The following is a 17,722-nucleotide window of genomic DNA, read 5'->3' as shown; positions in this document are numbered from 1 at the left end:
GTGGCCACGGCCCGGACAAAGCCGACAGGAGACCAACCGACGTCGCCCGGCAGCTTCAACAACGACGAAAACGGCCGCCCCATCGGAGCGGCCGCCTAACACCTTGAACCAAGAGGTCCGCCTACTCAGCAGCTTGCGCGAACGCGACTGCCTCCTGCTCCCCCTCTGCCACGTCGGCAGGAGTCCGCAATCCGGCCGGCAGCCAATCCGTTTCGACCAGAAGGCGCTCGGCCTGTCTGGCCATCTCGACCTTGGTCAGGCTGCCCAGCCGCTGCGCTGCCTCGTTTGAGACGCCCTCCTCCACCGCCTGCATGATCGCAGCCTTGGTGACGCGTCCAAGATAAGCCGGCACGGTCGGGCTCCAATAATCCCGCATGGCCAAGCCGGTTGCCTGCGCCAACCGATTCGCATCCCGGATCACACTCGTCCTGCACTCATGGGGCAGGATAAGCGCATTGACACTTTGCGCGACCACATGGGCCAGCAAGGCGTCACGGCTGTCACGGTCGAGCGTGGACAGCCAATCCCAAAGCTCTGCCGCCTCCTGCGGCATCATCTTGGCCCACTCCTCGTGCCGCTCCGTGATGGCGCGCGCGGCGGGTCCATCGTCGATTCCCTCGGCATGCTGTGCCAGCGCGGGCGCCTCGATCCGGATGGTCAGGCAAGATGGCGCGTCATAGCGCCGGCCATAGAAGCCTTGCAGGATCAATGTGTGCGCAAGCGCCAGCATGGCGATGTCAGGCTGGCGGGCGAGAACGTCGCGAAGCGCGACGGTCCTCTGCGCGGACAGATCGGCGATCAGCCGATCCGACAAACCAATGCCTCCGCTCTCCGCTTCGACAGGCATGGTGACATCTGCACTGACGCTGTCGTTGTTGCTCGCCTGCGCCGCCTTGGCCTCGTGCTCACCTTCCGGCTCCGGGACCTCGTCTTGGGGTCTGACAAATCCGCGCTCGATACGAGCATCTCCATCATGGCCCAGGACAACGAAGACGCCTGCGCATGGAATGATCGCGGGATCGTAAGCGTAGGCCTGATGGGAGAGTCGCGTGATTTCCTCGTCCAGCCTCGCCATCTCGGCTGCGACCTCCTCGCTCACCTCGTCGCGAGGATGCTGGGTGTAAAGTTCCTCCAAGGCCACATTGGCGGCAAGCCGCTGCTGCACCACGTCATCGGTCAGCTCGACGGCAAAAGGATAGACGCGCCGGCAGCCATGGCTGTGGGGGAACTCCAACGCCACGTCCGTCCACAGCCAACCCTCCTGCGCGACCTGATCGGCGATCTCGCCGAGCTTGCCGAGGCAGAGCCGGTCGAGCAGCGCGGCATCGGTCAACCAAACCTCGTCGGTGGTCGAGAACAGGTCGCGCAGCACCGCGCCGCCGGCCATCTCATAGACGTCCAGCCCAAGGAACTGAACGCGCCGGTCTCGTCCAGAGATATCAGCCTGCGTCAGCGCCGCCCTGATCCGCCACGGCTCCCTGAACGAGCCGAGCGCCTGATAGACCTGATCCTGACGGACCGGATCGTCGGTGACGGTAAAGGCCTCAAGCTGAGCAAGCGTCAGCTCGCCATCCCGGTAGGCCTGCATGAGATGAGGCGCGACCGCGCCGAGCGCGAGCCGCTGCCGGACGATCCTTAGCGAGACGCCAAAGCGCGCTGCGATGTCAGCCGCACCCAAACCAGACAGTTCGAGCCGACGAAACGCTTCGTACTGATCGGCGGGATGCAACGTCATGCGCACGACGTTCTCGGCCAAACTCTCCTCCTCGCCGGCCTCACGCACCATCACTGGAACGGCAAAGCCGCGCGGCAGCGCCTTGCGCTTGGCGAGCAGCTTCATCGCTGCAAGCCGGCGCGAACCGGCGATGACGGCATAGCGCCCGTCCTCGCACGCGACGACCAGCAGCGGCTGCAACAGACCGTGCGCCAGAATGCTGGCCGCCAACTCCTCGACGCCATCTTTGGCGCCGGTACGGCGAACATTGCTCTCAGCGACGACCAGCTTGTTCAGGGGGACTTCGATCAACTCACGCGACATGGGAAACCTCTCTCCGTTGCCGACCGAGGCATGGTCCCCGGCCATGCCTCCCGGGGCCGCGAGAGCGGTGGGGAGAGGGGTGGCGAGCGCGAGCGGGCCCGGCGCCTTGCGGGGCGGGCGGATCGGGTTGGGAGGGAGATGAAACGACGGAATCAAACTTCCCGATCTGCGCGACATGCGAGGCCGCCGGCGCCTACGCCGAGCGCTCGCGAGGGGAGAGGGGCGAAGCCCCACTCCCCTGCAGTCGGATCAATTGAATTATGCTGAGGTCAGACTGTCGGGGCTATCGCCCTGGATCAGTCGCGCTTGTGCCTGATTGGAAGACTGTTCGACATTTCATGGGCAAAGCGGCATCATGGTCGACAGGTTACGAAAGACGATGGCTCCCATGTTAAGTCGGATATCGGGATGGTTGGCCGCGTACCGTGGTCTGCGAAGACGCCAGGGCGAGCTGGTCGAGCGTGACGCGCAGGCGCTGATGGGGCGTCACGGCTCCTCGGCCTACTACAATGCGCGTCAGCTCGCCGACGACGAGCGGCAGGGCCGGCTCGTCGAGATCGATCGCCCATCGGGGCATTGGTCGAAGGTGCGGCGCCGGATCGGGGCGCTGACCGGGCTCAAAGGCCGTACCGATTCCACGACCCGGCGGCTTGGCGAGTAGAAGGCGAGCCGCTCAGCGGCGCGGGCCGGCGAAGCTGGTCCGCGACGTTGAGCCATCGCTATGGGTCGCGACAAAACCGGTCGGACCCAGCACGACATGAGCAACCAGCAGCTTGAGCCGCTGCTGGAAAGCAGCGCGAACGGCGAGGTCGTCCGGATCGGCATTGAGACTGTCATAGACGACCTTCAACCCGGCGGCGGCTTCGTCGATATCGGCGGGCCGAGATTGCCGATAGGCCCGGTCGAGCTTTGCAGCTTCCGTCTCTGCCGCCTCCAGCTCGGCCTCGAGCGCCTGGACCTGCTTGCCGAGGCGACTGCCGCCGCCCGAGGCTTGAACGAGCTGGATGAGGTTATCGAGCTGGCGCTCGATTGCTTCGCGGCGAGCCTGAGCCGCAGACAGTGCCGCTTGCGCTTGGCTTTGGCGATCAGTGGCGGCGTCGATCAGCGCTTTCCGGCGCTGGCCGAGCCCGAACACAACCGCGAGCTCCACCTTCTTGTAATCGTACATGGTGCGATGATCGCAGCCGGCGCTGGCATGAGCGCGGCCACAGCGTAGCTTGTGGCCGCCACCGCGCACCATCTTGTCGATGAAGATCATGTTGCTGCCACAAGCTTCGCAGCGCACGAGACCTGACAGGAGGTTCTTGCGACGACCGGGCGTGCCTTTACCAAAGCCTCGCGCCTTGGATGCGACTTGCGCCGCCCAAAACGTCTCCTCGTCGATGATTGCCGGGAAATACCCGTCGATCGCTGCCTCAGCGGTCGCATCCGATCCGCCGGCAAGTTTGCCGCGCGGCACATAGCGGCCGAAGGTCGCCGGGTTAGACAAAATCTTTGCGATGTAGCTGTCGTGCCAGTACTGGCCCTTCTTCTTGCCAGTGCCCCAGGTCGGGACTTCGTCGGCGTTCAGCTTCGCCTGGATTGAGCGACGGCCAAGGCCGGCGATCGTGTCCGCAAACATCTTCTGAACGATCTCGACGTGCTTCGTAATCTCGCGATACTCGCCCGACTTCGGGCCGCCGACGAGTTCGAGCCAGCCTGGGCAGCGCGCTGTCATCGCCTGCTTGTCGTCGGCCGCGCGCTGGCGCTTGGCCGCCCAGGCGTCGGAGACGCGCTTGGACTTCAGGGCGCTTTCTTCATGAGCACGCGACATCACGACAATGGAGATGATCAGCTGCGTCTGGTCGGCTCGCAGGCTCGCACGCGAATAGACACGCTGATCGGTCAACGTGACGATGGTGATGCCGTTGCGGGTCAACCCCAGAAACAGCTCCAGGGCATCGACCACCTCTTCTCGCGACAATCGGTCGAGGCTCTCGACGAGAAGGTACGACCCCTTTGCAACGTCGCCGCTCTCGACGCGCTTTAGGAAGGCGCCCAGCGCCGCCCGCTCGTCGCGGTGTTTGCCCTTGAACGCCGAAACGCCCTCGTCGCGAAAACTTTCGTCGAGCACGAGGCCATGCTTGGCGGCATAAGCACGCGCAGCCTCGATCTGCCGGCGAAAGCTCTCGCCGCGCGCCTGCTCCGGCGTCGAGAAGCGCACATAGGAGTACGCACACGGCTTTGCCGGTGTCGATTGCGCTCGTGTTTTGGATCGGGCCATGATTGCGGACATTGCCATGCTCGTGAAAAGGAATGCCTAACGAGCAGAGACAATAGTGCAGCTGATATTAGGAGATTGTGGCCGCCGGCGGCCGCGATCTCCAGCACCCGCCTGGCGCTTTCCTGGCCGCGGATATCGGAAAGGTCGGGCAATGGTCCCGATTGCCGCGCCATCGCCGGCACCGGCCGCGCCATCACCTGCGTGCCCTTGAAATGGTTGGCGAGCTGGATCAGCGAGCGCGGGCTGAGGATGTCGATATCGGCCGCTGCCCAGGCCGCCTCCGGCCCGCAGGCCGCCGGGCAGATCAGCCCCTGGCCGCGCCCATAGGCTGCGATCGCCGCCGGCAGCACGCCGGCGACCGCGGTCAGCGAGCCGTCGAGCGCAAGCTCGCCCAGCACCGTATAGCCCGCCAGCGCATCGGCCGGGATCGCGCCGATCGCGGCCATCACGCCGAGCGCGATCGGGAGATCGTAGTGGCTGCCCTCCTTGGGCAGGTCGGCCGGCGCGAGATTGACCGTGATGCGCTTGGCCGGGAGCGCCAGCCCTGACGCGATCAGCGCGGCGCGCACCCGTTCGCGGCTCTCCGCCACCGCCTTGTCCGGCAGGCCGACCAGGATGAAGTTGACGTTGCCGGGCGTGACCTGGACCTGCACGTCGACGCTGCGCGCCTCGATGCCCTCGAACGCAACCGTCGCGACCCGCGTCACCATCAGCGCCACCCCCTGCCCAATCGGAAGCTAGCGAAAGCCCGGCGCCAAGGCAAGAACATATAGGGAACTTGTGGCGCCGGATGAGACGGCGCCATCCGGCGTCTGTGACGGGGGTCATGGAGCCTTGCGCGGAAAGGTCGCTACGGCTCCCTCGCTCGGTCGCCGGCTTTCTCTTCGTCAGCGAGATGGGAGACGATGCTGCTTCTTTCGGCGATCTTGTAATCGCTGTTTGTTCGAAACAGCTTGCCGCAAGTTCTTGATGGTGTTCGTTCAGAATTCGTCTCCAGGGAGACTTGCCTGGATTGCGTATTGATATTAGAGGAATTCGGCGGCGCCACGCCGGAGACTATATTCGGAAGATTTAGCGATATTTTACAGTGTTCGCCATGACGCAGAGCGTGGCGGGGCGTGGCTCACGGCCTAAGGCAACGGGGATTTTGGGGGACAATCTTTCACGTCCAAGGCGCTCCGGCGCCCAAAGCGACAGGAGATTTCCATGCCTGACACGATGACTTTGCCTCCGGTGACCAAGGCTGGCACCAGCCTGCCGGTCGAACTGCTCAAGGCCACCACCGCCAGGGCCAATGCGGTCAAGGTCACGCCCGGCCACGGCGTCGCCGGCCGCCATCCGACCCGCGAGCTGCTCGATGCGCTCTCGGGCCACAAGGACCCCGGCATGTTCGGGCGGATGTTCCCGAAGCTGGCGCCGCTGCAGGTCAGCGACGCCAAGCTCAAGGCGCTCGCCGAGGCGATGCTCGACGCCACGCCGGCCGACGCGACCAAGGACAATCCCAACGTCCCGGCCGGCTTCACCTATCTCGGCCAGTTCGTCGACCACGACATCACGCTCGACCTGACCTCGCTCGGCGACAAGCAGAAGGACCCGCTCGGCGTCGAGAATTTCCGCACGCCGAGCCTCGACCTCGACTGCCTCTACGGGCTCGGGCCGGACGGCTCGCCGCAGCTCTACGCGCGCAACGGGCCGGACTTCAAAACCCGCGGCCCGAAATTCGTCATCGGCAAGAACATGACCGTCGGCTTCGGCGGGGTCACCGGCGATTTCAGCAACGACCTGCCGCGCTCGCCCGAGGGCATGGCGCTGATCGGCGACCACCGCAACGACGAGAACCTCCTGGTGGCGCAGACCCATCTCGCCTTCCTGAAGTTCCACAACAAGGTCTGCGACATCCTTTCGGGCGGGTCCAGGCCGCCGGCCGATCTCTTCACCGAGGCGCGCCGCATCGTCACCTGGCATTACCAGTGGCTGGTGCTGCACGATTTCGTCGAGCGCCTGACCGAGCCCGGCATCGTCGCGAAGATCCTGCATGACGGGCGCAAGTTCTACCGCTTCAAGCGCACGCCCTACATGCCGGTCGAGTTCTCGGTGGCGGCCTATCGGCTCGGCCACAGCATGGTCAGGCAGACCTACAGCCATAACCACGTCTTCCCCGACATCGGCTTCGACCTGCTCTTCGGCTTCACCGGCCTGTCCGGGCAGATCACGGGCAACCTCGCGCCGAACCCGCCGACCGGCCCCCTGCCTGTCTCGGTGCTGCCGAGCAACTGGATCATCGACTGGCGCCGCTTCCACGACCTCGCCACGCCGTCCGGGACGGCGGGCTTCACCTTCAACCATGCCCGGCGGCTCGATCCGTTCCTGGTCAAGGAGCTGCACGACCTGCCGGGCGGCGGCGGCAACCTCGCCTTCCGCAACCTGAAGCGCGGCGTCATGCTCGGCCTGCCCTCGGGCCAGGACGTCGCGGCCGCCATGAAGGTCAAGAAGCCGCTGACCACGGCCGAGATCGCCAGCGGGCCGGACGGCGGCGTCGCCAAGCAGCAGGGCCTCGATAAGCAGACTCCGCTTTGGTACTACATCCTCAAGGAGGCCCAGATCCGCGGCAATGGCGAGCGGCTCGGCCCGGTCGGCTCGACCATCGTCTCGGAGGTCTTCGTCGGCCTCGTCCATGGCGATCCGCAATCCTACATCTGGCAGATGAAGGACTGGAAGCCGACCTTGCCCTCGGCCAAGATCAATGACTTCACCATGGCCGACCTGTTGCGCCTGGTCGACGACGTCAACCCGATCGGTTGATCGGCTGAGACGGAAAGGGCGGCCTGGGCCGCCCTTTCATGCCTCGCCCCGGGCGGGCTACGGAAACTGTGCGCTATCGCCTCGTGACGACGCCGATCTTCGGCTTCGGCCTGGCGCCGAGCCAGAGCAGCGCAAAGCCGAGCGCGAAGCCGGCCACCGCCGTCGGCGCCTTCAGCAGGTTGAGCAGCACCGGATCCCAGAGCAGCGGGTGGATGTTGCGCTCGACCATCGGCTGGATCAGCGCGTAGCGCTCGCGCAACAGGGCGGTCAGCGTCTCCGAGAGCGGCGTGAACAGCAGCGTCGAATTGGCGATCGAGCGGGCGCCGTCGAGCACGAGCACGACGAAACCGCCGGCGACGCTCAGATAGCCCAGCATCCGCAGCAGAAATCTCAGCATCCCAACCCCGCCTGCGCCCGCGCGCTCCGTCCGAATCCCGCCGAACGGAGAATCCGCGCCAAGCCAATGTCCCGAACGCCCCGCGCCGGATGTGCTCATTCGCACGTTGGATTGCAACATCGCTCGATCGCAAGCTGCGGCGAAGCAATGGCGCCGTTGACGCAAAGGGCCCCGACAGCCGCGCATCCTGGCCGGAGGCCCGGCAGAACCCGGTATTTTGCGGCCGATGCCGCTGGATTCGCAGGGGCGGGCGCATGGTTTTTGCTCTCCCGGGAGAGCTCGGTCGTGGACATCGGGTCGATGAATGTGAATCAGCGCTGTTTCAGCCCTTGAAAGAAGCCGGCTCGGCGGTCATAAGCAGCGCGCCGGACAGGTGGCCGAGTGGTTGAAGGCGCACGCCTGGAAAGTGTGTATACGGGAAACCGTATCGCGGGTTCGAATCCCGCCCTGTCCGCCAGCTAGTTATAGCTTTCCCTCATGTGCAGCGCGCTGAGCCTGATTCTCCGGAGTTTCCGGGAGTTAGGAGTGGGCGCGATTCCGCCGCTGAACGGAAGTTTGAGAAGGCAGAGGTCTTCCAGGGCCACTTTCTGGCTCGGATATAGGCTTTCCTGCCCCAGCTTGCATGCGGGGACTAAGAGTTCCGCCTCGCGCCAAGAGCAGACTCTGGGTCACTGCCTGGAAGCGGACCTTCGGTGCGGCAACTGCCTCACTGCTGGAACCGAGGAATTGCGGGCCTTCGGGCCGGAGATCGTCGTCGAGACCGTGCACAGGACCGTGCCGCAATGCCTTGCGCTCGGGCTGCCTACAGTCCCGACATTACCGACGCCTGCTATTGGTCGTGCCGACGCCGTTCTCGCTCTACGGGGTGATCAGCCTGTGGTGCCTGGTGTTGACCGCGGTGCTGGTGGCGACCCGGCGGGTCTTCAAGCTTGGCTACGAGCTCTGGCGCATTCTTCACAGCGTTCTGGCGGTTACGGTGGTCGGCACCGGCGCGATCCACGCCATTCAGATCGAAGGCGCCATGGAAGAGTACTCTAAGCTGGCGATCTGCATTGCGGCCCTGGCGACGACGGCCGGCGCGCTTGAGGTCATGCCTGGCGTTCGAACGTGCTGTCCGCCGAGGTCGAGCCTGTCGCCACGATTGCGCGCGGCATTGGCTCCAACCGCAACGGCTATCGTGCCGTCTCCGCCCTGCGCGACGCATCCGGACTTACGGTCACGGTATCGGATCTGGACATCCTGGACGCCCGGCAGACGCTGGCCCGCGCCGGCATCTGGGCAGAGGCCGCCTCCTGCGCCGGCCTTGTGGCGTGCCGTCGGTACGCACGCTCCGGCAAGATCACGGACGGCCCCGTCGTTCATATCTCGACCTCTTCCGGCCAGAAGGGCGCAACGAGTTCCGGCGTCGCAATCGCCCTCCCCGAGGCGGCGGATTGGGCGTCCCTGCGAAGCCGGCTCGCTCGGCACCACGGCCTTAAGATCGACGGCGCCCGATCGGCGAATTGGAAAACCACACCTTGAAGTCTACCCGGTGCGTCTTCGCTCTTGACGCCCTTTGAGAAGAGCGCCCGCCTCTACGGCGGTCATAGCTTTTCCGAAATAATAGCCCTGACCAAACTCGCAGCCCCGCTCCGCCAATTGTTCCTGGACTCCCAGGTTTTCGATACCCTCGGCGACCGTCGGTAAGTCGAGGCTTTTCGCAAGGCTCAGGATCGCGTCGACGATCTTCTCGCTCTCCTTGTTCTCGCGCATCGACTGAACGAAGGATCGATCGATCTTCACCTTGTCGAATTTCATCTCCCGGAGATGGTACAAGCTCGAATAGCCCGTGCCGAAATCGTCGAGCGAGACTTTGACCCCGATACTCTGGAGCGCCGTCAGGGTCAGCTTGGCGGTCTCCAAGTCGCTCACGAGGGCCGATTCGGTAATCTCGATCTCCAGGCGCTTTGGCGACATTCTCTCCTGCCTCAGGATCGTGAGGAGTTGAGTCGGGAGCGCCGGGTCCTTGAGCTGGATGGGCGAGATGTTGAGCGCCAGGGTAACGTCCTTCGGCCATCCAGCCGCTTCCCGGCAGGCCTGACGGAGAATCGACCAGGTCAGGTCCGCGATGAGGCCAAGGTGTTCGAGCAACGGGATGAAGACGTCAGGGGGAACGGAGCCACGCTCCGGGTGATTCCAGCGAGCCAGCAATTCGAAGCCATAAACCCGGCCGTCTTTCAGGTTAACCAGCGGCTGATAGTGAGGTCGTATCACGCCGTCCGCAACGGCCTTCCTGAGGTCCGCTTCCAGCTCCGCCTGAGCGTGCAGCTCCTCATCCATGCTTTGCTCGAAGAATCGATACGTGCCCCGGCCATCCCTCTTGGCCCGGTACATGGCGATGTCGGCCGCGCGGAGCATACCCTCAGGGTCGGCCCCGTCTGCAGGACAGCGAGCGATGCCAATGCTGGCGCCGATCTCCGCCCTGGCTGCTCCTATGAATATCGGCTCTCGGATGGCGCTGATGACCCGACTGGCCAGACGCATCGCGTCTTCCAGCTGATCCGCTTGATCGGCCTTCGCGATAATGGCGAACTCGTCGCCGCCGAGGCGAGCCACTGTGTCGGTCTTGCGCACGACCTCCGTCAGCCGCCGCGCCGTCTCGCACAGGACCAGGTCACCGATCGGATGGCCCTGTAGATCGTTGATCGGTTTGAAGCGATCGAGATCGATCATCAGCACCCAGTAGCTGGACGTGCCGTCATGGGCGCTGCTGAACGCCGCCTGCAGCGCCGCCGAGAAGACGCGGCGGTTTGGCAAGCCCGTCAGGGCATCGTGCCGTGCCAATGCCTGCGCATGTTCCTGGGCTGTCCGCGTCGCCTCATGCGCTTCCTCGAGGGCCACCGCGTTGGCACGAAAGGTATCGAAGGCCTTTGCCATCTCACCGATCTCGTCGTTGCGATTGGCCTCGGGCACCTGGACACTACGATCACCGGCAGCGAGTTGGGACAAGGCACGGGTTATGGCGACCAGCGGCTGCGTGATGTGCGTGCGGAGGCGGAGCATCATCCACAAGGCGAACAGAACGGCGGCGACCGACGCGATGACCATGGTGATGGTCGTGGCGGTCACAAGCCGATCTGTTGCATCGACTTCGGCATAGGACTCGGCCTTGTTCGCCTCGGTTAGAGCGTCGAGCGCGTCGTCCGCCGTTCTGTAGAGCAAGTGCAGAGAGCTGTTCCGGCGGGCGGGCTCATCGAGCATACCCTTCGTATCGGCTGCTACCCAGGCGTCGTGTTCAACGAAATAGGCGTCCAGAGCACTTCGAAGCGCTGCTACTTCGGTACGCGGAATATTTTCACCGAGAAGGTCGGCATATTCCCTGAGCAGGTCTTCAAGTTCGACGCGGCGGTCCTTCAGCACGGCGTCGACTTCGCGGAGCGCGGAGGCATCGGGGGCGAGAGCGCGATATGTGCCCACGAGCCGAAAGCGGGGGATCCGGTTGCTCAGTTCCCCTAGCACCAGCGTTCCTGCAAGCCACCTTCGCTCGATCGCTTCGGTTCTTTCGCCGATCATCAATAATCGGGTCGCACCGAGCGTGGCCAGACTGACAACGATTATGACGAAAACCGTCGATATCAGCGTTAGCTTCGCGCGAATGGAGAGAGTTGATTGGATCATGACTTTCTCCGCCGCAGCGTAATAAGCTACGGTATTTCAACCTGCTCGCGAAAATTTAAGGACTCTCGCTCGGCGTGCATTCAATTGAAACGCTGCTGCGACCTGCGCCATCCCAATGCACGGAACGCGGCACAACGAGGATTGCAGGGTCTTTGGCGGCCGAGCGTGCGCGCTTAGCCCTCGAAGCCTTCGAGATCTAAGAAAGACCCGCCATTCCTGACGGTCATGTTTTGAAAGCGCGACGAGGGCCAGGAAGAGAGCGCGAAGGAGGCGTCAAACGACCGCGCTTTTTCCCCGGTGGCTCCGAACCTGCTCGGCTTGGTTCTACGCCCTCTTCCCGAGATCCTTCCAAAATCTGGCCCGCGCCAATTGCTCTTTCGAACCCATCCGTTCCCCTGACACGGTATTGACGCTCGCCATCTTCGAGCGTTGGCATGATTCTGATAATCTCGTAGATTCCAGAGCCCGTTCGATCAGAAAAGCCATATGCGAGGCGGATATTGTTTCCGGGTTTAAGTGCCTGATTATATATCAAGACTTTTATTCCTTAACGTAATGGTGAGGATAAATGCGCTAAATACCCCTCTCACGACACAATTTTACATAATTTATTGATTTTGTAGCAAGGAAGTATAGCATGCTTCTTGGCTGCCGACCAATCTCGGCCGATTGCAAATATTGCTTTGAGCTATCAAGCGGTTGACCGAGCTTTTCAGCGTTTCGTCTTAAATAAAGCCCACGTGCCGACCGATAAATATTAAGTGGCTCGCTCTGTCGAAATGACACACTGCAGACAAAACGATGATTTTTGCGTAATCTTCGTATCCACGCCGCTCATTTGAATGCTACGTTGCGTCATCGCCCTGATGATACCAAGCGTGAGACATGTGTCTCCGCTTTCGCGTTCAGGGTCGAAAGCTCATATGCAAAAATTGAAGGAATCCATGCGGCACAGGCGCGTGCGGTGCCCCCGCATGACCTCGCGCACCACATCACATAGCCTCATGCTCAGCCGTTTGGGCTCGCACTCTATCCTCGCAGCTTTGATTGGCATCGGGCTCGCAACGGGACCTTCCCCAGCGACTGCGCAGTTCGTGTGCCAAGAAACCAGCGGATCCGGAACGGGCACGGCGACCGGGCCTGCCAGCTTCGCCTGTGGTACAGGCGCCTTAGCCTTCGGCCTCCAGAGCAGCGCGACGGGCAATGCCAGTACTGCCTTGGGCGATTTCAGCACCGCCATGGGCTTTGGCGCTACGGCTTCGGGTTTCAGGGACACTGCGACCGGCGTGGGCAGCATCGCCTCGGGGAGCTCCAGCACTGCAACGGGCTCGATCAGCACCGCCTCGGGCTTTCTGAGCACCGCGACCGGCGTTAGCAGCACGGCGTCCGGCGATTTCAGCACTGCGACAGGCGTCACCAGCACAGCGTCAGGGTTCCGAAGCACCGGAACGGGGGCCGATAGCGCCGCCTCGGGAGATTTCAGCACCGCGACCGGCTCGTTCAGCACCGCCTCGGGTGGCGGCAGCGCCGCGATGGGTTCCGGTAGCACGGCCTCGGGCAGCAACAGCGTTGCGATAGGCGAAAGCGCCACGGCCGGAGGGACGTCGGGAAACGGCTTCACCAACGGCAACACCACGTCGCTGGGCCAGGGCGCGCAAGCGGGTGCGACGGCGGCAGGGCAGACGAATGCAACCGCGCTTGGACAGGGCGCGCTGGCCAATGCGGCGAACGCGACCGTCCTCGGCCAGGCCGCCACCGCCGCCGGGGAGAATTCGCTCGTCCTCGGCCAGGGGGCGACCGACAATGGCGTGGCCAATTCGGTGGTCGTGGGTCAGGGCGCGGCGATTTCGCCAACGGCACCGGGTACCAACGTTGCCCTCGGTGGGTTCTCGATTGCCGAACGCGGTTCGCTGACGAACTACGCCGCCTTCGGGCTGCCGGGAACCCAGAGCTCGATCGGAGAGGTGGCGATCGGCGCCTCGTCAGGCACTCGGCAGATCACCGGACTGGCTCCGGGCTCGCAGGGGACGGATGCCGTCAACCTGAACCAGCTGCAAGGCGTATCGACCAATCTCGGCAGCGCATTGGCTGCAAGTCTCGGCGGCTCGGCGGCCTACGACGTCGCGACGGGCGCCTTCACCGCTCCGACCTACACGATCCAGGGCGCGCCCTTCAGCACGGTTGGCTCGGCGCTGAGCGCGCTCGATAGCCAGACCAGCTCGAACACCAGCAACATTGCGGTGAACACGCAGAACATCACCACGCTACAGGGCCAGACCACGGCCAACACCGGCAACATCTCGACTCTGCAAGGACAGGTCGCCACCAACACGACCGACATTGCGACGACGACAAGCGATTTGACCTCGCTACGCGACGGCATCAACTCTGGGACGGTCGGCCTCGTGCAGCAGGACCCGGCCAGCAGCGCGATCACGGTGGGGGCGGCCACCGGCGGCTCTCTCGTGAGCATCGCCGGCACCGGCGGCAATCGCCTGCTCACCGGCCTCGCCAATGGCATCGCCGCGAACGATGCCAGCACGGTAGGCCAGCTCGACGCCGCGATCGCAGGCGTCAACGCTGGCGTCGCAAGCTTTCCGCTCGCGAGCAACAACACATCCGGGCTCGCAGCCCCTACAGCCACCGGCGCGAACGCCACCGCGACCGGCTTCGGCGCCTCGGCGTCGGGCGACAATGCGACCGCCAACGGCTCTGGGGCCATCGCTTCGGGCTCAGGTGCGGCCGCCTACGGACAAGGGGCGCAGGCGACATTCGCGGGAGCGACCGCAATCGGCGCGGGAGCCATCGCCAGCGCCGATCCCACGACGGCCGTCGGCTTCCAGGCGCAGGCGACTGGCGCCAATGCCTCCGCGTTTGGCGGCAACGCGGTCGCCTCCGGCCAGAACGCGACCGCCATCGGACAGGGCGCGCAGGCGACCTACGCCAACTCCACAGCCATCGGACAGGGCGCCGTCGCGACACGCGCGAGCCAGACCGTCGTCGGCACGGCCCGGAGCACCTACACGCTGGCGGGGGTGACGTCGGCCGCGAGCCTTGCCGCCCAGAGGGGTCCGGTGAGCCTCGTCACGACCGATGCCTCCGGCAATCTCGCGACGAGCGCCTTCGATGTCGGCGCGCTCGACGGGCGGCTGGCGACGATGGATTCGCGCATCAGCAACGTCGAGATTTACGCCCGCCGATCGCGCGCCGAAGCCCGTCAGGGCGTCGCCGCAGCAATGGCGATGACGACCGCATCGATGCCCTCCACCGCCGGCAAGACGAGTTGGGCGGTCAACTACGCCAACTTCAAAGGCGAGCACGGCTTTGGCGCGTCGCTGGCTCATCGCTTCGACACGGGCATCCCGCTCGCCGTCACGGCTGGCTATGCGTATGGGGGCGAGAGCAGCCATGGTATGCGCGTGGGCCTGCAGGGGGAGTTCTGATTGTCGATCGAGCCCCGGCATGGGCATGGACTCTTGCAGCCAACGCCGAATTCGATGCCGTTGATCTGGAGGACATGGCCGATGCGGGCGACTGTTGCAGCCCTTGCTCTCATCACGGCGCTTGTTCTCGGGGCGGGGCAAGGCAGCGGTGCAGCCTTCGCGCAACAGCCCAAGCCGGAACCGGGCGCCCCTGGTCCGGCTGCCGTCCCAACGCCGGCGCAGATTGACCGGAACGGCGTGCTGATCCTCATCCGTTCGGCGTTGCTGGCGCTTGATCAAGCCAACAAGACTGGCAACTACACCGTGCTGCGGGATCTCGGTGCCCCGGGCTTCCAGGCAAATACCGCAGCGAGGTTGGCAGAGATCTTCGCCAAGCAACGCAACGACAAGCTCGACCTTTCCGGCGTGGCAGTCATCGATCCGCACCTCACCACGCTGCCGCAGATCGAGGCTAGTGGCATGCTTCGGATGGCAGGCTTCTTTCCTTCGGTGCCCTCGCAAGCCAATTTCGAACTGGTCTTCGCGCCCGTGGCCGGGCAATGGAAATTATTCGGGATCTCGGTCGGAGTTGGCTCAGCAACGCCGACTGCGCCGACGAGCGTGGCTCCCGTACCGGATCAGCCCAAACCAGAACCAGCGCCGAAACCAAAGCCCAGCCCAAAGTAATCTTATCACCAGTTGTGTGGGCCGCGTCGGTGGAGGCTGACTTAGGTGCCGAATGGCCGTGAATGGTAAAACAGGCCATATCACACATATTCTGAGATTGGACGCAGCGGAAAACTGGCCATATCGTAGGTTTTTCGATCGATTCCGTGTTAAAAAGATCACGTTATGCTGTATTTTACTATCGGTAATGCAAGTTGACGTAGATTCAAATCATATGTCTATCTTCCATCTACGGTTCTGCTAGCCTTTTCATTATTGTGGCCTGGGCGAGGCGATCGTGATGACGAAAGTTGAAATTCGCGGGCATCCACTATCTTCTTGCGCTTATTTTGCCATCGCCGGCACCGCGCTCTGCGTGTTTAGCGCTGCGGCGCAGGCGCAGACGGCGGCGCCCTACCCGACGTTCAATTTCGACGCCGTCGACACGTTCCTCAGCAGCGGCGCGCTGAAGCTGGCGCCGACCGCCGCTACTGCAGGCACCATCGGGTTCGACGGCGCCAAGAGCACAATTGCCGTCTTCCCTGGCAGCACGCCGCTGGCGTCGGCAGCGACGCCCTACACGACGTTAAATTTCGGCACCACCGGCACCTTCCTCACCGGCATTCGCGGAAACACCATCGTCGGCAATTATGTGGTGAACGGCAGCACCGGCGGCTTGCTCTACAACACGAGCACGGCCCAGTGGTCGGCCATGCCGGTGGCCACCGCCAGCGGCGTAAACTATCCCGGCGCCATCGGCTCGTCCCCTTATGGGCCGAGCTTCGGCAACCAGGGCGGTGTCCTGCGCACGGTCGGCAGCTACATCACGCCCGCTTCGACGCCCTATGATCTCAGCTATCTCTACGACGCCGCAGCGGCACCGAACCAGCAGCTCACGCCGCTGGCCTATCCGAGCGCCACCGGCAACCCGACCCTCTTCACCATCGCTCACAGCACGTTCGGCGATCAGGTGGTGGGCGACTACGACACGCGCCTCGCGACCGGCAATGCGATGGTCTACACCATCTCCACGGGCACCTACGCGACCAACAACAAGCCCGGCGCGGTCAGCACCACCGCCTATGGCGTCTATGGCGACATGATCGCCGGCGGCTATGCCAATGTGGGGCCGGGTGGCGGCATCGGCTTCGAACACGGCTATCTCTACAACCAGACCACCGGCACTTGGGCCACCTACGACCATCCCGGCGCCATCGTCACCCATCTGGAAGGCATCACCGGCGCCGGGCGCTCCGGTGAGTACAACATGGTGGCCGACTGGGTGACGGCGGACGGCGTCGTGCATGCCGGCGTGCTGCATGTGGATGCCCTCGGCATCCCCACCTGGCACGAGATCAACATTCCAGGCGCGTCGCTGGTGTCCTCGAACTCGGCCTATGGCGATCAGGTGGTGGGCATCTATCTGACGCCCGGCTCCACCGTGCCCAATGGCTATGTCGCCACCATTGCGGGCATCTACAACCCGATCCGCAACACCGGCACCTTGGCCTCCAGCGCCACCAATGCGGCCGCTTTGTCCGGCCGCAAGGGCGACGACATCGTCAACAGCGGCACCGTCCAGGTCACCGGCACCGGCGGCATCGGCATGCGCGGCGAGACCTATGGCGTCTTGACCAATACCGGCTCCGTAACGGCAACCGGTGTGGTCGGCGCGGCGGTGGAATTGCACGGTCTCTACGGCACCCTGCTGAATTACGGCACCTTGCAGGCGCCCGCGGTGGCCGATGCCCTGCGCACCGGCGCTGACAGCTTTGGCACGGTGATCGTCAACACCGGCATCATCGATGGTCGCATCGCCGCGACGGCGGGACCGCAGAAGCGGTTCGAGAACAGCGGCTGGATCGGCGTCACCGGCACCGGGATCCCGGTCACCCATCTCATCAGCGGCACCTATGTGCAGACCGCGGCCGGCACCCTCTCCCTGCGGGTGGGCGACAGTGGCAACGACGCCCTGGCGGTGACGGGCGTGGCCCGGCTCGCCGGCACGCTGGCGGTTCCCTTCCAGACCTCGACGCTGCTGAACAGCTACGACCTGTTCGCCGCCACTGGCGGCATGACCGGCACCTTCTCCACGCTGGCCACCTCGGGCCTGCCCACTTTTGTAGCCGCGGCGCTGGCCTATTCCGGCACAAATGTGACGCTGAACCTGACCTCGCAGATGGCTCAGCAGGCCGGCCTGTCATCGAACCAGTCCGCCGTGGGCGGCGCGATGGACGCAGCGTTCAATAGCGGCGCCACGGCCATCGCCGGCAATGCCATCTCCTCAACCCTGGACGGTCTCTACGGCCTGAGCGCGGCGCAACTCGGCACCGCCCTCAACTCGCTGTCGGGCGAGGTCCATGCCTCGGCGAAGACGGCGCTGGTCGAGGAGAGCTCGGCGTTGCGCTCGGCCGCGCTCGACCGGCTGCGCTCGGCCTTCGGCTCGGTCGGCGCGGCGCCGATGGCGACGATGAACT

At 64.3% G+C, this 17,722-nt stretch carries 10 protein-coding genes, 1 tRNA gene and 2 pseudogenes; 8 read left to right on the top strand and 5 right to left on the bottom strand.

What is annotated here, in order from left to right:
• Positions 1-121: 121 nt before the first annotated feature.
• Positions 122-2,038: a ParB/RepB/Spo0J family partition protein gene (locus DWF00_RS19880; protein WP_181832854.1), complete on the bottom strand. Its 1,917-nt coding sequence runs from the start codon at positions 2,036-2,038 to the stop codon at positions 122-124.
• A 412-nt stretch (positions 2,039-2,450) separates the two neighbouring features.
• Between DWF00_RS19880 and DWF00_RS19875 the strand changes: the two genes are divergently transcribed.
• Positions 2,451-2,699 (top strand): hypothetical protein, encoded by a 249-nt coding sequence (locus DWF00_RS19875; protein WP_147283808.1) that lies wholly within the window; start codon positions 2,451-2,453, stop codon positions 2,697-2,699.
• 12 nt (positions 2,700-2,711) lie between these two features.
• Here the strand turns inward: DWF00_RS19875 and DWF00_RS19870 are convergent, their stop codons facing one another.
• Positions 2,712-4,301, bottom strand: a complete 1,590-nt coding sequence (locus DWF00_RS19870) for a recombinase family protein (RefSeq protein WP_245974138.1) — start codon at positions 4,299-4,301, stop codon at positions 2,712-2,714.
• Between the two features lie 62 nt (positions 4,302-4,363).
• Positions 4,364-5,011 (bottom strand): annotated as a pseudogene (locus DWF00_RS19865) (magnesium chelatase domain-containing protein); the annotation flags it as partial.
• Between the two features lie 496 nt (positions 5,012-5,507).
• Here DWF00_RS19865 and DWF00_RS19860 point away from each other — a divergent pair.
• Positions 5,508-7,103: a peroxidase family protein gene (locus tag DWF00_RS19860; RefSeq protein ID WP_245974114.1), complete on the top strand. Its 1,596-nt coding sequence runs from the start codon at positions 5,508-5,510 to the stop codon at positions 7,101-7,103.
• A gap of 73 nt (positions 7,104-7,176) precedes the next feature.
• Here the strand turns inward: DWF00_RS19860 and DWF00_RS19855 are convergent, their stop codons facing one another.
• Positions 7,177-7,500 (bottom strand): hypothetical protein, encoded by a 324-nt coding sequence (locus DWF00_RS19855; protein ID WP_114832064.1) that lies wholly within the window; start codon positions 7,498-7,500, stop codon positions 7,177-7,179.
• 367 nt (positions 7,501-7,867) lie between these two features.
• On the opposite strand from DWF00_RS19855, the gene DWF00_RS19850 reads away from it, so the two are divergent.
• Together DWF00_RS19850 and DWF00_RS19845 are read left to right on the top strand one after the other, a co-directional pair.
• A tRNA-Ser gene (locus DWF00_RS19850) sits at positions 7,868-7,957 on the top strand.
• Positions 7,958-8,607: 650 nt separating this feature from the next.
• Positions 8,608-9,021, top strand: coding sequence for a pyridoxal-phosphate dependent enzyme (locus tag DWF00_RS19845; RefSeq protein WP_114832063.1), 414 nt, complete (start codon positions 8,608-8,610; stop codon positions 9,019-9,021).
• 3 nt (positions 9,022-9,024) lie between these two features.
• Here DWF00_RS19845 and DWF00_RS19840 read toward each other — a convergent pair whose 3' ends face one another.
• Positions 9,025-11,157 (bottom strand): putative bifunctional diguanylate cyclase/phosphodiesterase, encoded by a 2,133-nt coding sequence (locus DWF00_RS19840; protein ID WP_114832062.1) that lies wholly within the window; start codon positions 11,155-11,157, stop codon positions 9,025-9,027.
• 842 nt (positions 11,158-11,999) lie between these two features.
• On the opposite strand from DWF00_RS19840, the pseudogene DWF00_RS30140 reads away from it, so the two are divergent.
• The 4 genes and pseudogenes from DWF00_RS30140 to DWF00_RS19825 form a co-directional block, all read left to right on the top strand.
• Positions 12,000-12,626, top strand: a pseudogene (locus DWF00_RS30140) (hypothetical protein); the annotation flags it as partial.
• 63 nt (positions 12,627-12,689) lie between these two features.
• Positions 12,690-14,600 carry a YadA family autotransporter adhesin gene (locus tag DWF00_RS19835; protein WP_181832851.1) on the top strand — a complete coding sequence of 637 codons (1,911 nt, stop codon included), beginning with the start codon at positions 12,690-12,692 and terminating at the stop codon, positions 14,598-14,600.
• 81 nt (positions 14,601-14,681) lie between these two features.
• Positions 14,682-15,266: a hypothetical protein gene (locus DWF00_RS19830; RefSeq protein WP_425453149.1), complete on the top strand. Its 585-nt coding sequence runs from the start codon at positions 14,682-14,684 to the stop codon at positions 15,264-15,266.
• 355 nt (positions 15,267-15,621) lie between these two features.
• The coding region (locus tag DWF00_RS19825) for an autotransporter outer membrane beta-barrel domain-containing protein (RefSeq protein WP_181832850.1) at positions 15,622-17,722 on the top strand (2,101 nt) is incomplete at its 3' end.

Origin of the sequence: Allobosea caraganae, assembly GCF_003351345.1 — a bacterium.
In the GTDB taxonomy this organism is placed as follows: Bacteria; Pseudomonadota; Alphaproteobacteria; order Rhizobiales; family Beijerinckiaceae; genus Allobosea; species Allobosea caraganae.
The sequence above is the reverse complement of the archived record's forward strand: the minus strand, read 5'-3'. Positions and strand labels throughout refer to the sequence as shown.

What these genes read in the sequence shown, in the direction of transcription:
- DWF00_RS19840 (WP_114832062.1), bottom strand. Translation starts at nt 11,157, where the DNA reads ATGATCCAATCAACTCTCTCCATTCGCGCGAAGCTAACGCTGATATCG.
- DWF00_RS19870 (WP_245974138.1), bottom strand. Translation starts at nt 4,301, where the DNA reads ATGGCCCGATCCAAAACACGAGCGCAATCGACACCGGCAAAGCCGTGT.
- DWF00_RS19835 (WP_181832851.1), top strand. Translation starts at nt 12,690, where the DNA reads ATGGGTTCCGGTAGCACGGCCTCGGGCAGCAACAGCGTTGCGATAGGC.
- DWF00_RS19880 (WP_181832854.1), bottom strand. Translation starts at nt 2,038, where the DNA reads ATGTCGCGTGAGTTGATCGAAGTCCCCCTGAACAAGCTGGTCGTCGCT.
- DWF00_RS19855 (WP_114832064.1), bottom strand. Translation starts at nt 7,500, where the DNA reads ATGCTGAGATTTCTGCTGCGGATGCTGGGCTATCTGAGCGTCGCCGGC.
- DWF00_RS19830 (WP_425453149.1), top strand. Translation starts at nt 14,682, where the DNA reads ATGCGGGCGACTGTTGCAGCCCTTGCTCTCATCACGGCGCTTGTTCTC.
- DWF00_RS19860 (WP_245974114.1), top strand. Translation starts at nt 5,508, where the DNA reads ATGCCTGACACGATGACTTTGCCTCCGGTGACCAAGGCTGGCACCAGC.